This window comes from Vibrio sp. La 4.2.2, from assembly GCF_027586995.1.
In the GTDB taxonomy this organism is placed as follows: Bacteria; Pseudomonadota; Gammaproteobacteria; order Enterobacterales; family Vibrionaceae; genus Vibrio; species Vibrio mediterranei.
This window is the reverse complement of sequence record NZ_JAPPTJ010000012.1, coordinates 48,907-65,758: the sequence shown is the minus strand read 5'-3', so window position 1 is coordinate 65,758 and position 16,852 is coordinate 48,907. Positions and strand designations below refer to the sequence as shown.

Annotated in this window: 18 protein-coding genes; 5 read left to right on the top strand and 13 right to left on the bottom strand. The window is 45.0% G+C overall.

The window, feature by feature from the left end; translation table 11 throughout:
• Nucleotides 1-66 precede the first annotated feature (66 nt).
• The 6 genes from ribBA to OH456_RS21800 form a co-directional block, all read right to left on the bottom strand.
• Nucleotides 67-1,176, bottom strand: a complete 1,110-nt coding sequence (gene ribBA, locus OH456_RS21825; protein ID WP_270034251.1) for a bifunctional 3,4-dihydroxy-2-butanone-4-phosphate synthase/GTP cyclohydrolase II — start codon at nucleotides 1,174-1,176, stop codon at nucleotides 67-69.
• Nucleotides 1,177-1,224: 48 nt separating this feature from the next.
• Nucleotides 1,225-1,878, bottom strand: coding sequence for a riboflavin synthase (locus tag OH456_RS21820; protein ID WP_038229276.1), 654 nt, complete (start codon nucleotides 1,876-1,878; stop codon nucleotides 1,225-1,227).
• Between the two features lie 4 nt (nucleotides 1,879-1,882).
• The gene (ribD, locus tag OH456_RS21815) at nucleotides 1,883-2,992 is read right to left on the bottom strand and encodes a bifunctional diaminohydroxyphosphoribosylaminopyrimidine deaminase/5-amino-6-(5-phosphoribosylamino)uracil reductase RibD (protein ID WP_270034250.1); all 1,110 of its coding nucleotides are present in this window, start codon (nucleotides 2,990-2,992) and stop codon (nucleotides 1,883-1,885) included.
• Nucleotides 2,993-3,029: 37 nt separating this feature from the next.
• On the bottom strand, nucleotides 3,030-3,479 hold the full coding sequence (nrdR, locus tag OH456_RS21810; protein WP_006069872.1) for a transcriptional regulator NrdR: 450 nt from the start codon (nucleotides 3,477-3,479) through the stop codon (nucleotides 3,030-3,032).
• 78 nt (nucleotides 3,480-3,557) lie between these two features.
• Nucleotides 3,558-4,334 (bottom strand): tRNA pseudouridine(65) synthase TruC, encoded by a 777-nt coding sequence (gene truC / locus OH456_RS21805; RefSeq protein ID WP_270034249.1) that lies wholly within the window; start codon nucleotides 4,332-4,334, stop codon nucleotides 3,558-3,560.
• Entirely contained in the window at nucleotides 4,331-4,627 is a 297-nt protein-coding gene (locus OH456_RS21800; RefSeq protein ID WP_031497161.1) for a YqcC family protein, read from the bottom strand. The genes truC and OH456_RS21800 overlap by 4 nt, the downstream gene beginning before the upstream one ends.
• A 124-nt stretch (nucleotides 4,628-4,751) precedes the next feature.
• Between OH456_RS21800 and OH456_RS21795 the strand changes: the two genes are divergently transcribed.
• Both OH456_RS21795 and OH456_RS21790 read left to right on the top strand, forming a co-directional pair.
• Nucleotides 4,752-5,801, top strand: a complete 1,050-nt coding sequence (locus tag OH456_RS21795; RefSeq protein WP_270034248.1) for a DUF3549 family protein — start codon at nucleotides 4,752-4,754, stop codon at nucleotides 5,799-5,801.
• A gap of 12 nt (nucleotides 5,802-5,813) precedes the next feature.
• Nucleotides 5,814-6,113 (top strand): DUF3301 domain-containing protein, encoded by a 300-nt coding sequence (locus tag OH456_RS21790; protein WP_081875866.1) that lies wholly within the window; start codon nucleotides 5,814-5,816, stop codon nucleotides 6,111-6,113.
• On the opposite strand, the gene OH456_RS21785 is transcribed toward OH456_RS21790, so the two are convergent.
• A complete protein-coding gene (locus OH456_RS21785; protein WP_333482768.1) occupies nucleotides 6,004-6,516 on the bottom strand; it encodes a GNAT family N-acetyltransferase in 513 nt (170 codons plus the stop codon). The genes OH456_RS21790 and OH456_RS21785 overlap by 110 nt on opposite strands.
• A gap of 850 nt (nucleotides 6,517-7,366) precedes the next feature.
• Between OH456_RS21785 and OH456_RS21780 the strand changes: the two genes are divergently transcribed.
• Nucleotides 7,367-7,654, top strand: coding sequence for a hypothetical protein (locus tag OH456_RS21780; protein ID WP_006069864.1), 288 nt, complete (start codon nucleotides 7,367-7,369; stop codon nucleotides 7,652-7,654).
• Nucleotides 7,647-8,099 (top strand): YaiI/YqxD family protein, encoded by a 453-nt coding sequence (locus OH456_RS21775; protein WP_038229268.1) that lies wholly within the window; start codon nucleotides 7,647-7,649, stop codon nucleotides 8,097-8,099. The genes OH456_RS21780 and OH456_RS21775 overlap by 8 nt, the downstream gene beginning before the upstream one ends.
• A 98-nt stretch (nucleotides 8,100-8,197) precedes the next feature.
• Here OH456_RS21775 and OH456_RS21770 read toward each other — a convergent pair whose 3' ends face one another.
• The 6 genes from OH456_RS21770 to OH456_RS21745 form a co-directional block, all read right to left on the bottom strand.
• Nucleotides 8,198-9,448 (bottom strand): glutamate-5-semialdehyde dehydrogenase, encoded by a 1,251-nt coding sequence (locus OH456_RS21770; protein ID WP_198558167.1) that lies wholly within the window; start codon nucleotides 9,446-9,448, stop codon nucleotides 8,198-8,200.
• A 17-nt stretch (nucleotides 9,449-9,465) separates the two neighbouring features.
• Nucleotides 9,466-10,602, bottom strand: coding sequence for a glutamate 5-kinase (gene proB, locus OH456_RS21765; RefSeq protein ID WP_082795499.1), 1,137 nt, complete (start codon nucleotides 10,600-10,602; stop codon nucleotides 9,466-9,468).
• 135 nt (nucleotides 10,603-10,737) lie between these two features.
• Nucleotides 10,738-11,127 carry a sigma factor-binding protein Crl gene (crl, locus tag OH456_RS21760; RefSeq protein WP_006075710.1) on the bottom strand — a complete coding sequence of 130 codons (390 nt, stop codon included), beginning with the start codon at nucleotides 11,125-11,127 and terminating at the stop codon, nucleotides 10,738-10,740.
• 129 nt (nucleotides 11,128-11,256) lie between these two features.
• The gene (frsA, locus tag OH456_RS21755; protein ID WP_031494605.1) at nucleotides 11,257-12,504 is read right to left on the bottom strand and encodes an esterase FrsA; all 1,248 of its coding nucleotides are present in this window, start codon (nucleotides 12,502-12,504) and stop codon (nucleotides 11,257-11,259) included.
• A 91-nt stretch (nucleotides 12,505-12,595) separates the two neighbouring features.
• Nucleotides 12,596-13,060: a xanthine phosphoribosyltransferase gene (gpt, locus tag OH456_RS21750; RefSeq protein ID WP_038229262.1), complete on the bottom strand. Its 465-nt coding sequence runs from the start codon at nucleotides 13,058-13,060 to the stop codon at nucleotides 12,596-12,598.
• Nucleotides 13,061-13,091: 31 nt separating this feature from the next.
• Nucleotides 13,092-14,384, bottom strand: a complete 1,293-nt coding sequence (locus OH456_RS21745) for an NCS2 family permease (protein ID WP_031494607.1) — start codon at nucleotides 14,382-14,384, stop codon at nucleotides 13,092-13,094.
• Nucleotides 14,385-15,277: 893 nt separating this feature from the next.
• Here OH456_RS21745 and OH456_RS21740 point away from each other — a divergent pair.
• Nucleotides 15,278-16,747 (top strand): aminoacyl-histidine dipeptidase, encoded by a 1,470-nt coding sequence (locus OH456_RS21740; RefSeq protein WP_270034247.1) that lies wholly within the window; start codon nucleotides 15,278-15,280, stop codon nucleotides 16,745-16,747.
• Nucleotides 16,748-16,852 lie beyond the last annotated feature (105 nt).

Below are 16,852 nucleotides of genomic sequence, written 5' to 3'. Positions count from 1 at the left end.
GAAATCGGTTGCTGCGCGACGAAAAAGAAAAAGCCTTTGCGTTTCATAAGCAAAGGCTTGGATAAATTACTCAGTAATGTATTCGGTGACACTCAGACCAAAGCCACCCAGTGCGTGATACTTTTTATCCGCCGAAGACAGAAGCTTCATTTCATGTACACCAAGATCCGCAAGAATCTGCGACCCTACGCCTACTCGGCGTGATGTGCCTTGTTTTTTAGCCATGGTCGGTGCTGAGCCATTGTCTTGTTGCTCGAATACCTTGATCTTGTGAACAATAGCGTCAGTGCTTTCTTCATTACCAAGAATCACCAGTACACCACCTTCTTTTCCAATGCGCTTCATTGCTTTGTCCAAAGTCCAGCTGCGATCGGAGTTTCGATTTGAGCGTAAGATATCAGTGAAGGTGTCTTGCAAATGCACGCGAACTAATGGAGTGCTAGCCGTCAAATCACCAGCACACATCGCGTAGTGGATTTGATTGTCGATAGTGTCACGGTAGGTCACTAGCTCAAAGTCACCGAATTCAGTCGGCAAATGACACGCAGCAACGCGTTCAATAGTGGTCTCGTTATTGTTACGATACTCGATTAGGTCAGCAATCGTTCCCAACTTAATGTTGTGTTTTTCGGCGAATATTTCTAAGTCAGGACGGCGCGACATAGTGCCATCGTCATTAAGAATCTCGACAATCACAGAGGCAGGTTCAAAACCCGCGAGCTTTGCCAGATCGCAGCCAGCTTCAGTATGACCAGCGCGAGTTAACACACCACCGTCTTGAGCTGCCAATGGGAAAATGTGTCCTGGTTGCACTAAGTCTGCAGCCTTTGCGTTTTTTGCAACTGCGGCCTGAACTGTACGTGCGCGATCTGCCGCAGAGATACCAGTGGTTACGCCTTCCGCGGCTTCAATAGACACAGTAAAGTTAGTAGTGTACTGCGCGTTGTTGTCTTGAACCATAGGTGGTAAGCCTAGTGCTTCACAACGGCTCTTTGTCATGGTTAAGCAGATCAATCCACGTCCATGAGTCGCCATAAAGTTAATGGCTTCTGGTGTGATATGTTCAGCGGCCATAATAAGGTCACCTTCATTCTCACGGTCTTCATCGTCCATTAGGATAACCATTTTCCCAAGGCGAATGTCTTCAATGATTTCTTGCGGCGTACTAATTGGCATTTCACATTCCTGTATTGGTTCGTTGGGCATCAAGCTTTGCGTCAGATTTTAAGCGAAGCCGTTTTGTTGTAGGAAGTCCATGGTAATTCGAGACTCAGATTCGTCACTGGCTTTCGATTGCAGCAATCGTTCCATATAACGAGCTAGGACATCCACTTCTAAATTAATTTTTCGGCCAACATGAAAGTTGTCGATGGTCGTTTCTTCAGATGTATGGGGCACAATCGTTAGTTTAAAGGCATCTTTGCGAACGTCGTTTACCGTCAGACTGATCCCATCTACGGTAATAGAACCTTTTTCCGCTACATACTTGCCTAGCTCAGACGGCATCTGCACCCAAAACTCTATGGCGCGACCAACTTGTTGTCGGTCCACAATTTCTCCAACACCATCCACATGCCCAGACACGATGTGCCCGCCAAATCGTGTCGTTGGTAGCATCGCTTTTTCTAGGTTTACTTTGTCGCCAACGCTGTAGTGAGCAAAGCCTGTTTTCTTTAGCGTCTCAACGGATAAGTCCGCATGGTAACTGTTGTCTGTGAAGCTGGTGACCGTAAGACAGACGCCATTTGTCGCGATGCTGTCTCCTAGTTTTACGTCACTCATGTCCAGTTTGCCCACTTCAACATGAATACTGATATCTTCTCCTTTTGGAGTGATACCCTTCAGTGTGCCAACCGCTTCAATAATTCCTGTAAACATTGTTCTACTTCTGCTTTAGTTGTGGTGTGGCGACAATGCGAATGTCGCTTCCCACCATACGAATATCTTTTATATCGAGCTCGATGACGTCTTGCATCTCAGTCAATCCAAGTGCCCCAATAAGCCCTCGCCCATCGGCCCCCATAAGCTTAGGTGCTAAATACACAATAAGCTCATCAACGAGCTGTTGTTGAATCATCGAGCCCGCTAGCGTTGCCCCAGCTTCTATCCATACATGATTAATTTGTTGGTCTTTAGCCAAGCCTTGCAGTGTTTCAGCTAAATCCAATTGATTAGCTGAGTTCATTGTCACGTTAAGATCGCCACCAGCCTGAGCCACTCGAATCATATCACCCTCAGATTGGAACAATTTCAGCTCTCTCGATAGTGCATTTTGTCTATCCAAAATCACGCGAGTAGGTTGGCGTAATTCATCGGGCTTAATTACATCAGTGACATTACTTGGAAGCTCATCCCAACGTACATTCAAAGAGGCGTTATCTTCTACGACTGTTTGACTGGTCGATAGAATAGCTCCTGACTGGGCACGATATGCTTGAACGTCTCGACGTGCTTCGGGGCCAGTAATCCACTGGCTTTTGCCATTAGCTAATGCCGTTTGCCCATCAAGGCTGGCTGCCATTTTCAGTTGAACAAAAGGCATCCCTGTTTCCATTTTCTTCAGGAAACCAGGGTTAAGCGCTCGCGCATCTTGTTCCAAAAGACCAACGGACACCTCAATACCAGCTTCACGAAGCATATTAAAGCCTCGGCCAGCCACTTGCGGATTGGGATCAGACATGGCACAAATGACTTTAGACACTCCTGCTTTTATCAGCCCTTCAGCACATGGAGGTGTTCGTCCATAGTGTGAACATGGCTCCAATGTGACATAAGCGGTCGCGCCCTTAGCTCGCTTTGCTGCCATTCTTAAGGCATGAACTTCCGCATGTGGCTCACCGGCTTTCTTATGATAGCCTTCTCCCACTACCTCGTTGTTTAAGGTAATGACGCAACCTACATTTGGGTTAGGCGCAGTGGTAAAGCGCCCTCTTTTCGCGAGCTCTATGGCACGGCTCATCATTTGATAATCAATAGCGCTAAATTGGCTCATAACTTTCCATATCTATGGCTAAATGCATCTGGGTCGATCAGTCTTCGAGACGAGCGATTTCTTCTCCAAACTCTCGAATATCTTCAAAGCTTCGATAAACGGAGGCAAAGCGAATATAAGCGACCTTATCCAACTCTTTTAACTGAGTCATAACAAGGTTACCAATCATCTCACTTGGTACTTCACGCTCTCCAGTCGCACGAAGTTGTGACTCAATATGACTGATAGCAAGTTCAATAGCGTCTGCACTTACCGGACGCTTTTCTAAAGCACGCTGAATACCGCCAACCATTTTATCTTTATTAAACGGTTCACGATTGCCGTTAGACTTGATGACTTTAGGCATCACCAGTTCGGCCGTTTCAAAGGTGGTGAAACGTTCACTACATGCCAAACATTGACGACGACGACGCACTTGGTGGCCATCCGCTACCAACCTTGAGTCGATAACTTTTGTATCATTTTCAGTGCAAAAGGGACAATGCATAACACCTCCTGTGGTTGATTTCCCAGTTTAGCGAAAATTCACCTATTAAGAAATCCACTATTTGACCAGTTAAGCCCGTTATCTATGGTATTGCTGAATGGCTTCACACTCTTGCCAATCAAATGCATCAATAAGGCTTTGCCAGACCGCATCAAAGTTTGCAGAAATGGTTATTTCCTGCTCTGTAATAGGATGAACAAACTTCAGTTCAGAAGCGTGTAGCAATAGGCGGTGCGAATCGTAGTGTTCGCGAAACAAACGATTGTGCTTGCCATCACCGTGACTAGTATCACCAATAATCGGGTGACTCAGATGGTGCATGTGTCGGCGCAGTTGATGTTTACGACCAGTCTTAGGTTTCATCTTGACCAGGCAATAGCGACTGGTTGGGAATCGCCCTGTTGAATAAGGCACTTCAACCGATGCCAATGGCTGATAAGCGGTTACTGCAGGCTGCGCTTCCTTGTCTTGAGAAGCAAATTTATCGGCGATTTTGTCAAGCTCCACTTTAAGAGGGTAATCGAGAACATCACCCTCAGTGATCCAGCCTCGAACGATGGCATGATAGGTTTTCTCAATGTTGTGCTCAGCAAACATCGGCATAGCCTGTGAAGCGACTTCACTAGACAGAGCAAATAACAACACGCCAGACGTTGGTCGATCTAAGCGATGCAATGGGAATACATGTTGGCCAATTTGGTCTCGTAATGTCTGCATGACAAAACGTGTTTCGTTTTTATCAAGCCACGAACGATGCACAAGCATACCCGCAGGTTTATTTACCGCGACTAAATATTGGTCTTGATAAACGATCTCTAGTGGTTCCACGGCAGGTAGAGTCATGGTTTCGGTCATTTGGCGTTATCATCCAGTTTTTTCAATATAAGGATTATTTCTTGATACTCAGGGCGCAGCTTCCATACCTCTTCAAAGTAAGGAGCGATCTCAAAGCCCTTCGGTAATGGCTGTCCCATCTCTATCATAGATTCAATACGCTGAATAAAAACCCACTGTAGCCACTCATGGGGTTCCAAAGTATCGACAGAGAAAGGTTGTTGGCTGCTCATCGCACTGGCTGTTGGCTCTTGGATTTGCCACAGTGCATGTTTTTTAAGCAACTCTTTTAGCTCTACGAGCAATAGCTTCATGGTAAATAGGCCGTTCGTTAGATTGCGGTCTCATCATTCGATGAAATTGGCAACCAATGACTTGAAAATTCGCGATAGAATACCATCTATTGTTCTATACCCAAACCGTACTAGGAATTACTCCATGGATACCATTCATACTTTGTCGGACCTTCTGGTAAACAGTGGCTGCGAATATCACATTTATGATATTTCTCGACGAGTTCAGCGCATCGACAATGATCAATTTGCCAACGTTGAGCAAGCAAGCCAACCGTACCCTTATCCGATTCAAAGACAGGCACAGTTTGCGATTGCCTACTGGAACGCGGAGAAACAACCTTGGATATGGTTTCTGAAGTTTAACCTCGATGAGCGCGGTCTACTTAGTCAGGCTGATGTGGGCCAGTTTCTTAAGTTTGTGATGGAAGCGATGGGGACTCGGCTGAGTAAGGAAATGAGTGAAGAGCAACAACAAAAGCTCGCGAATAACCCATTTACGTTCAAACCAAAAGACGACAAGCTTGCCGTGTTTCATAGCGTACTTCGTGCTGAGTTAGCACTACCAACCAGTCAATACTACACGCATGCGCAAGAATATTTTGCCGGTAAACTGGGATGGGATAATTGGCAAACAGTCGGTCTACAAGGTATTACTGACATTGCCGCTCGTCTCAGTACTGACGATAACAATCGACTAGTAAGAACCAGTTTACGACATATTGCTAACGAGCCGAGATATGCTCTGCTTGGAGCCTTGGAGCATATTGCCCTTCCAGCAAAACTTTCTGATACCTTATTTGAATTGGCACAAAAAGAGGTGGAGACAGAGTATGCCGATCTGTTCCTACTATCCGCATATGTCCGTGCCTTATCTGGAGGAAAACCGGAACAACTTGAGTCACTGATTACTACCATCTTAGCCAGTGCGACACTCAGTCATCAAGAAATTCTCATCGCAATCGCGGGTCGCTCTTGGTTACCGTTAACGACACCAGCGCTGGCAGAACAATTTCTGATTAGGCTGGCACAAACAGGAAACCAGACTCTGTTCAACCAGCTGTTTGCCGATCTGGTTATGATGCCAAGTTTACGTTTGGTTCTGCTGCCACTGTTGCACTCTAGTCCGTCCCCTGAACTGGCACAGGCGTTGGTCGCGCTACAGCAAAGTGCCACGCAGGGCCGAACGCATTAAGGAGACCTAACGGTGATCGACAATTTACTGATGATCTTAGCATTGAGCTTATTTTGCTTTTTGTTTTGGCAACAAAGGCGACAAGGTGAAATTGCTAAAGCTGCGGTAAGTAGGCGTTGCAAAGAATTGGATCTGCAGATGCTTAGCGTGTCGTTCGGCGCACACAAGCTAAGAGATGCCAACGGTAGATGGGGTTGGCATACTATTTATGAATTTGAGTTTTCAGCCCTGGGCGATGATTACTATCAAGGAAAGCTGTTGATGAAAGGCTTTCATGTTCTGAATTTTCATCTGCCACCGCACCGAATGTAGATTGAAAGATCAAATACGGGCCGTGTTCATCTTTTGCATGGCCTATTTGCTCAAAGTCGAGCTTCTTAAGTAGTCTGATGGAAGGTTCATGGTCAGTATCGACATTCGCCGTCAATTTACTTAATCCCAAGGCCGCAACCACGTCAGGAATAAACGCGCGCAACACTTCCGTGGCAATACCTTTATTCCAATACTGTTTATCAAAGATATAGCCCAGTTCCCCTTCACTACTCGCATGCCTGTCGACAAATATATGACCCAAATAGTCTCTGGTTCGAATGTCCAAGACTGCCATGGCATAAATATCAGGGTCGCTTAAGATCGATTGAAAAATAGTGCGTGCTTTTGCCAACGTGTGAGGGCCATTCATGTGCTTTCTATTCTTAGCACAGACGTTAAGCATGAGAAAATCCGACTCGAGATGGTCGGTATAGGGGATTAATACTGTCCGTAGCGTGGCGATCGTCATAACGTTCTTACATTCCTTTGATTTCGCGTGCAGACTATAACAAGTGATTCCATGAGATTTATTGATCTCAGATATAAGAAAAGCCCCAACACTTGCGTATTGGGGCTATAGTCTTACTCGCAGCAGTCCGGCTACTAAAAATGCTCCATGCATCATCCGTAATAGTGGCTGAATCCTTCAGCTATATCCATTCGTCGCCGTCCTAGCGGTGTCCATCTCATCCAATGACGCTAACCATCCCAGTCAGCTCGCTTCACTTGTTCCTTGAGCGGTGTCCTTGACCATCTTCCTGATGGGGTTCCTTCACTCTTCCTGAGTGTATCCTTTTCCTTTTAAATCATCTTCCTGATGATTGTTCGCATCCCGCGCTATCCTAACTTCCTTGCTGGTTACGATTCCCTTGGTAACCAAATCTTCTTCCTGAAGATGACCTTCCAATGTCTTTCCTGTTCCGTGTCAGCATCCTTCCGACAAGTTCTAATTTACGCGATTGCCGTTTTTGAGCAATGCAGAAAACTCAATTTTTTCCGCACCAAAATGTTTCACAACGGTTAAAAATCAATAAATACAAACACTTAATATTGTTTTCTTCCAAATTTCTCGCGCTTTTATCTCTTTCTCTCACAACTGCTGTGAGAGATCTCGCACAAGCCTCTTCCGTTTTAGCGCGCTTATTAATGAAGCCATCAATGCCAAAGTGTGACGAGAATCGACTTTTGCTTTTCTGTACCCCGACCAAAATCACAGGTACTATTTAGTTATCCCTTATTGAATGGAAAAAAACATGCTAACGAAAGATGTCTCCGCAGAAATTGAAGCGGCTTTAAACTCATTGCATGCTGAGGGCAAGGAACCAACAGTCGCTTTGGTAAAGGCGCGTTTGAAGACCAAAGTGCCTATGCCTGCACTAATAACTGTAATTAAGTCCTGGAAGAGTAGCCAACACGTTCCTAAAGTTGAAGTGGCTGCTGAGCCTGAGATTCAGCCATTGGAACTCAGAGTGAAGGAATTAGAACAACAAGTCGCGCTACTGACGGAAAGACTGACCAAGCTGGAGCAGAACAATGGTTAAGATTTGGGTGGATGCCGATGCGTGTCCAAAGGTAATTCGCGAAACTATTTGTCGAGCAGCAGAGCGAACCGGATTAACCTGCACATTCGTGGCGAATCACGCGGTGCCTGTACCAAAACGAGAGAACATTCACTCACTCACTGTGCCTTCAGGGTTTGATATCGCTGACAATGAAATTGTAAGGCGTGTTAGCGAGGGCGATTTAGTCATCACATCAGATATCCCGCTTGCAGATGAAGTCATCACCAAGAATGCCCTAGCGCTAAGTCCGCGCGGCGAGATGTACACTAAAGATACAATTAAAGCACGACTCAACATTCGCGACTTTATGGATACCATGCGCTCGAGTGGCGTTCAAACTGGCGGGCCCGCACCGTTAGGACAAACTGAACGACGCGAATTTGCCAATAATTTAGACCGCTTTTTGGCTAAAGCGAAGCGATAGCGCACTCCAAGTAAGTCGTCGGTGCAAACAGAAGCGCACAAACAAAAAAGTCAGAGCTTATGGCTCTGACTTTTTCAATTCATAATGCTTGTGATTAATTACGCACGTGGCAAGTAATCAGCCTTTCCAACCCACTTGTAGCTGGTTAGTTCTTCTAAGCCCATTGGACCACGAGCATGAAGCTTCTGAGTAGACACGGCAACTTCAGCACCTAAGCCAAACTGCGCTCCATCGGTAAAACGCGTAGATGCGTTAACATAAACCGCTGCCGAACCTGCTGAGTTGATGAACTTTTCTGAGTTCACCAAGCTGTTAGTCATAATAGCGTCGGAGTGACTGGCATTATGTATTCGCATATGGTGAATCGCTTCTTCCACATCCGCAACCACTTTCACACCTAGCGTAAAACTCAACCACTCAGTATCAAAATCGCCTTCGCCTGCACTTCTTAAATCTGCAGCGCCAGCTAGAATAGCCTCCGCCTTTGGCTCAGCGACTAGGCTCACTTTACCTTTGAGACGCTCGGCAAGCATCGATAAGAACTCCGCCGCTACCTTCTCATGCACTAGTAGGGTGTCCAATGCATTACACGCAGATGGACGCTGAACTTTAGAGTTTTCAACCACATCTAAAGAACGTACTAGGTCAGCAGACTCATCAACGAAAATATGACTGATACCAAAGCCGCCAATGATTACTGGTATATTACTGTTCTCTTTACACATTTTGTGTAAACCGGCACCACCACGAGGAATGATCATATCGACATAATCATCCAACTTAAGCAGTTGTGATACAAGCTCACGATCTGGCTTTTCAATATACTGAACCGAAGCAGCTGGCAAGCCCGCTTTATCTAACGCCAATTGAATGACTTTCACCAGTTCCATATTGGAGTAAAACGTCTCTTTACCGCCACGCAGAATGCTTGCGTTACCTGTTTTTAGGCAGAGCGCCGCAATATCGATGGTTACGTTTGGACGCGCTTCATAGATAACACCTACTACACCAAGTGGCACGCGACGACGAGACAGACTCATGCCGTTCTCAAGGATTTTGCTGTCAATTTCACTGCCAACAGGATCTGACAAGGTGATCACATTGCGCACGTCATCAGCAATGCCTTTCAAGCGCTGCTCGTTTAACAGCAAACGGTCCAAAAGTGCTTCAGTAAGCCCAGCTTGACGGCCAAGCTCAATGTCTTTAGCGTTTGCCGCTAGGATTACGTCAGCATTAGCTTCTAGCTCATCAGCAATGATCTGTAGCGCATTGTTTTTTTGAGCAGTCGATGCAGTAGCCAGAGAGAAGCTTGCTTGCTTGGCATTCTGACCGAGTTTAATCATATCCATTACTTATCCCTTTATTCTTAATCTTGAATGACAACCATATCGTCGCGGTGAATGACTTCAGCACCATAGTCATAGCCTAGAGTCTCACCGATTTCTTTACTGTGTTTACCTGCAATTTTCGCTAGGTCAGTATCGGAGTAGCCACAAATTCCTTTTGCAACCAGTGCTCCGTCTTTGGTTGTCACACGCACCACTTCACCTCGAGCGAAGCGGCCTGAAACTTTAACAACACCTTTTGCGAGTAAACTGCTGCCTTTGCCAATCACAGCATTGACTGCCCCCGCATCGATGACAATGTTACCCGTTGCTGCCGGGCCAGCAAGAATCCAACGTTTACGATTCTCTAGTGCTTCTGGAAGTGGTAGGAAGCGTGTACCTTGGGGCTCATCTGACAACGAATCAAACACCACGTTCTCAGCACTACCAGCAGCGATAATAACTTCAATACCGGCACGACGTGCAATATCCGCTGCCTGAAGTTTGGTTGCCATACCGCCTGTGCCCAATGTCGTTCCACTGCCGCCAGCAATCTTACGAAGCGTTTCATCAATCGTAGTGACTTCGCGAATAAGTTCCGCATTAGGATCCTTGCGAGGATCGGCGGTAAACAGGCCACGCTGATCGGTTAACAGCAGCAGTTTGTCTGCACCACACAAGATACCCACCAATGCTGACAGGTTATCGTTATCACCAACTTTAATCTCGCTAGTCGCAACCGCATCATTCTCATTCACAACCGGAATAATGTCGTTTTCCACTAGCGCATTGATGGTGTCACGTGCATTCAAGAATCGCTCACGATCCTCAAGATCTGCGCGTGTTAGCAGCATTTGACCGATTTTAAGTCCGTAAATCGCAAATAGCGACTCCCAAACTTGAATCAACTGACTTTGTCCCACAGCCGCTAATAGCTGCTTACTCGCCATTGAATTGGGAAGTGCGGGGTATCCTAGGTGCTCTCTGCCTGCGGCAATAGCACCAGAAGATACCATAACCACAGAATGACCAAGCTTTTTCAGCTCAGCACATTGTCTAACGAGCTCGACCATATGCGCTTTGTTTAGCGCTAGGGAACCACCTGTAAGAACGCTTGTTCCTAACTTCACCACTACAGTTTTTTTGTCTGTAGCTTGACGATTAATATCAGTTGTCATCTCTGTTTGTTGGACACGAAAGTTAAATAAGGAGTGATGTTTTAGCAATCAAACATCATTTATACAAGTAAAAAGTGAGAGGATTGGAAAAGCAGCAAAAAAAGCCCCAATCGAGACATTGAGGCTTTGTAAACGTTACACGAACTCTACAGAGTCATCATGTATTGCTACATCCAACGAGAACTTTTCTTGAAGCGCAGAAACCAACTTTTCATGGAACACTTCTTGTGTTCGAGTAATCTCTTGAGTTGCTGATTCCGGAGCCGACTCTAGGACCCACTCACCTACTTGGTTATAGCGACCAATCTGATACGTTGCTTCAAATTGCTCATCAACTAGGCTCAAATCAACCCACCAACCCCAAAACTCTCTATCTTCTGGAGACTTAGTATCATCAACACAAACGGAAAGGCAATCAAAGTGATAAAACCCTTCTTTGCATAGAGGCTCTCTAAGATAAGGACCAATCGCTTTTAGAGCAGTGAGCAAACGATAATGCGTAGGGTTTTTAGCCGCTTCTGACATGGGGAAACTCCATTTATAAGTAAAATTAGTTATTGAATTGAAATAGCGTTAAATTTTCCGAGATATTTATTGTTTTATCATATATTTGATTACACGCTTATTTCATATTTAACTAATTTACCACAAATGTCACCTCCAAAGTTCGTCCTCCAACCACTTAATCGCCATTTCGAGTGATTGCTCATATCCTTTAGCAATACCTTTCGCAGGTATTTGTTTTGCCTTGCCGTAATCACTGAACATGGCTACCAAGCGGTTGTCTGAATGTGGTGAAACCATATCGCCTTCTAGGCTCATTGCTAAGATCGGCACTTTCGTGCGACGAGCACTGAGGAAGCCTTGTATCTTGAGTGACCAAGCCATTAACTGCCCTGACAAACTATTGATATCAATAGCATCTTTGCCTAATCGAGAGCCCAGCATATCCAAATACATCTTAGGCATGTTCTGGATTTTCTTTGGACTCGTCAGCAAATCATGGATAGGTGCGCCAAGTGATACACAACCTTTAATCTTATTGGGTTCAAGGAAAGACAACCTTACCATCGCGTTGCCACCAAAACGGAAACCTAATAGACCTACTTTGAAATGATCAACCCATGGGATATTTGGTAGCTCGTTTAGCACAGCTTGGTGTAAGCAAGACGTGTCTTCCGTTAGGGGCCAATGAGAGCTGTGACCGATAGAAGGCATATCGACGGTTAACATCGCGATGCCTGCTGGTGCAAGGTAATCGCGGAACAAACGCCACATGTCTGTTTGTAAGGAGTCGAGACCAGCACTCACTATAACAACAGGTTGTGGTTTGTCTGTGCTAACTAAGTGCAGATTAGCAATAATACGTTTGTTCTTATAAGGAACTTCAATTTGCTTAATAATGTGACTAGTACGTTTTGCTGCCTCATTGTAAGCCGTATTCGCTAGCACCTGCGCCTGTAACGCAAGATTGTCGTTCTTTAGATGAGGGTAACCTGCAATGCTAAAACAAAGTGAGGCTTTAAATAACTCTTCGGCCGAGTCATCCCCGGTCACATCATTAGCACGCTTTTGATGCAACATACCAAGCTTCGTCCACTCATAGTTCCAGTTGCCACCGTGATAGCCCATTACGGTATCCAGCCACTCGTCAACCGTACGAGAATGTTTTGATGAGGCAATGGTCGCTAGCACACTTTCCTGTTCAATAGGATCAATACCCTGCCAAACCCATTGCAACCGTAGTAGGTTTCGGTACCAAGAGGTTGGGTTCTCCGCTCTGCGCTCCTCAAGCAGCTTATCGCTACTCGGCATATATCTAATCAGACGGGAGGTTTCTTTTGCCTGTTTGTTTTTCTCGAACAACGTCTCAGAGATATTCTTGCTGGTTTCTTCAGACATGTCATAGCCTTCTAATGGAACTTTGTCCTATATAGTAATAAAAAAAATGACCCAATAAAGGGTCATTTTTCGCAAATACAGATTGATGTATTTATTTTTGTTTACGGTTGATTGGCTCAACGTAAGACAGCACCATATCCCATGGCTGCTCAATCCAACAGTCCTGAGCGATGTCAACGATGTATTCATCAACAAGCTCAACACCCGCAGGTTTCGCACATACTGTTACAAATTTAGCTTTAGGGTACATCTCGCGGATCTTACGAGCAGTGTCGCCACTGTCTACTAAATCATCAACGATTAGATAACCTTCACCATCATGCTCAGGTGCTTTTAGCACTGTCATGTCACGCTGATGATCGTGATCGTAGCTAGAGATACATACCGTATCTACGTAACGAATACCTAGCTCACGAGCCAGAATTGCAGCAGGAACCAGACCACCACGGCTTACGCCTAGAATGCCTTTCCACTGTTCTGCTGGCATTTGACGCTCAGCAAGTTGACGGCAATATGCGTGCATATTGTCCCATGTGATGATGAATTTGTTAGCCATAGTAAAAACCTAATTAAAACGTGTTCGTGCGTTATGCAGCCAAAATGTACTTCATGATAAAGATTGCCGACATTACCCATACACTTAGAGAAACGTCACGTCCTTTACCACTCAATGCTTTGATCGCCGCGTAAGCAATGAAACCTAACGAGATACCTTCTGCAATAGAGAATGTAAAAGGCATCAGCAAGCAAGTTACAACAACCGGCGCAGCTTCTGTAATGTCTCTCCAGTCGATACCAACTAGACCAGACATCATAAGAATTGCTACGTAAAACAGAGCACCTGCAGTTGCGTAAGCTGGGATCATACCCGCCAAAGGCGAGAAGAATAAAGCAAGTACAAACAAAATGCCAACAACAACTGCAGTCAGACCTGTACGACCGCCAGCAGCCACACCTGCTGTACTCTCTACATATGAGGTTGTGTTTGACGTACCCAGTAGTGCACCTACTGATGTCGCTGTTGAATCCGCTAGAAGCGCTTTGTTCAAGCGTGGGATTTTGCCATCTTTGCCGATTAAATCTGCTTTTTGAGCAACGCCAACCAGCGTACCTGCAGTGTCAAACAAGTCGACGAATAAGAAAGCAAATACCACTGAAATCATGCCAATCTCAAACACGGCTGAGAAATCTAATTGCATGAAGGTAGGCGCAATGCTTGGTGGAGCAGACATGATACCGCCCCACTGCACGTCACCAAAAATAAGACCAAGACCGGTTACCGCCAAGATAGCGATCATTACTGCACCTTTTACACCACGGTGTACAAGTGCAATAGTCAGAAAGAAACCAACTGCAGCGAGAGTTGCTGGCAGTGACGTGATATGACCAAGCGAAACCAGTGTTGCTGGGTTATCGACAACAATACCCGCGTTTTTCAGCGCGATAAGTGCCAAAAATAGACCAATACCCGCAGAAATACCGGTTCTAAGCGACATTGGAATGGAGTTAATGATCCACTCACGAATTTTGAACACACTCAAAAGGATGAACAAGACACCTGAGCAAAATACTGCCGCTAGAGCCACTTGCCATGTGTAACCCATACCTAGCACAACCGCGTAGGTAAAGAACGCATTCAGCCCCATACCAGGAGCCTGTGCGATTGGATAGTTAGCTACGAAGCCCATGATGAAACAGCCAATAGCAGCCGCAAGACAGGTAGCAACGAATACTGCGCCGCGATCCATGCCGGCATCAGCTAGAATTGCTGGGTTAACAAAAATAATGTAAGCCATCGTCAGGAAGGTTGTTAAACCTGCGATGATCTCAGTGCGCACATTGGTGCCATGTTCACTGAGTTTAAACAGCCTTTCGAGCATAATCGAATCCCTAAAATGTAAAAAGTAAACGGTTGCGTAAACGATTGGCGCGAATTATAAGGTTATCAAAACGCAAATTCCACCTAGAATTTTGACTCTAAACCAAATAATTTTAAGTTGATATGAAACCTATTCGGTAACAATAACTAACAATTTGATGTAGTTACTCAATCGCCAATAGAATTCAGTGTAGTCAGGCTATTTACCGTTCGTTCACTATTTGAACGTTTTTTGAGATTGAGACGGTAGTTTGGGGAGATAAAAGACAAAAAAAACGCCACTCAGTTGAGTGGCGGTAGAATAATTTGGTCATCAATTGGGGTATATAACCAACGAAAAATTCTAAATATAGGGGTATAAATCGTTCACTATCTACCAAAGTAGACATTGTACGCGAAGTCTTTTGTGTATACGTTTTGAGTTGTCCAAAACATCGCGCTTGCTAAACCTTTCATAAACATCACCTTCTAACAAAACATCATTGTGCATTAATTGCTTTGAATCTCGGTTCCTTGGAGGCGATAAATCGGGCTCTTTCCGTGAGCAGTATCGTTGAGTCTCTCAACTGTTCAAAAGAATACCATATCGGATTTTTATTACAAGCACAAAAGCGATCTAAGTCACAATTATTTTAATGATGACTAATTTATTACTTAAAACTGTAATTAAATTACAAAAACAACACTATCAAATATGCACCTAGACTCATTCAAGTCTGGTAACTAAGCTTTACCACCGTTTCTACAAGATACTTCAGGTTTGACTACTACCTATTTACAACTAATGATATCCTTTGCTTTATCTTAAATAAGCTAGAAAACCAGACGTTCCCTTCAAAATAAGGAGCATCTGAGGAACAACTATCTAGCAAAGCCCGTCAAAAGGAGAGTTCCGTGTCTGAATTCCATTCTGAAATCAGTAAGTTGTCACCAGCACCTGTCTGGCAATTTTTCGATAAAATCTGCTCTATCCCTCACCCATCTAAGCATGAAGAAGCTCTTGCAGAGTACATTGTCGGCTGGGCAAAGGAGCAAGGTCTTGAAGTAAAACGTGACAAAACTGGCAACGTCTTCATTAAGAAGCCTGCTACCGCAGGAATGGAGCATAAGAAAGGTGTTGTGCTTCAAGCGCACATCGATATGGTACCGCAAAAGAACGAAGATACTGACCATGACTTTACCGTTGACCCAATTCAACCTTACATCGATGGCGAATGGGTAACCGCAAAAGGCACAACATTGGGTGCTGATAACGGTATTGGTATGGCAACATGTTTAGCTGTACTTGCTTCTAATGACATCAAACACGGTCCTCTAGAGGTATTGCTAACTATCGACGAAGAAGCTGGTATGACTGGCGCGTTTGGTCTTGAAGCAGGTTGGCTGGAAGGTGACATCCTACTTAACACGGATTCAGAGCAAGAAGGTGAAGTCTACATGGGCTGTGCTGGCGGTATCGACGCAGCAATTACTTTCGAGGTAAATCGTGAAGCAGCTCCTGAAGGTTATGTGGCGCGTCAGCTGACATTAAAAGGTCTTAAAGGCGGACACTCCGGGTGTGATATCCATACTGGTCGCGGCAATGCTAACAAGCTGCTGGCTCGCTTCCTTGCTGGTCATGCTCAAGAGTTAGACGCACGTCTTATTGAATTCCGTGGCGGTAGCTTACGTAATGCCATCCCACGTGAAGGTTTTGTCACCCTTGCACTGCCAGAAACGAATCTAGCAAAGCTGGACGAATTATACAGCTTCTATACTGAACTGCTGAAATCTGAGCTTGGCGCTATCGAAACCGATATTGTTACCTTTAACGATGCAGCTGACTTAGCTGATGTATTTGCGACAGAATCTCAAGCTCGCTTCATTGCAGCACTAAACGCTTGTCCAAATGGCGTGATTCGCATGAGTGATGATATTGAAGGCGTGGTAGAAACCTCGTTAAACGTTGGCGTTATCAGCACTCAAACAGATAAAGTAGAAGTACTTTGTTTGATTCGCTCTTTAATTGACTCTGGGCGTTCACAAGTTGAAGGCATGCTAGCCTCTATCGCAGAGCTAGCTGGCGCTACTATCCAATGCTCAGGCGCATATCCTGGTTGGAAGCCTGATCCAGAATCAGAAATCATGGCTATCTTCCGTGACATGTATGAAGGTATCTATGGTCACAAACCAAACATTATGGTCATTCACGCGGGCTTAGAGTGTGGTCTGTTCAAAGAACCATACCCTAGCATGGATATGGTCTCGTTTGGCCCAACGATCAAGTTCCCTCATTCGCCAGATGAGAAAGTGAAAATCGATACCGTTGAACTGTTCTGGAACCAAATGGTTGCGCTATTAGAAGCCATTCCTGCTAAAGCATAATTCGCTGCTTTAATCGCCATGATCAAGCCGATGTTTAACCATAACATCGGCTTTTTTGTTTCATATCAAAAGGCAGTTTTGTTTTTTCCGTTACCTCTGTGTATA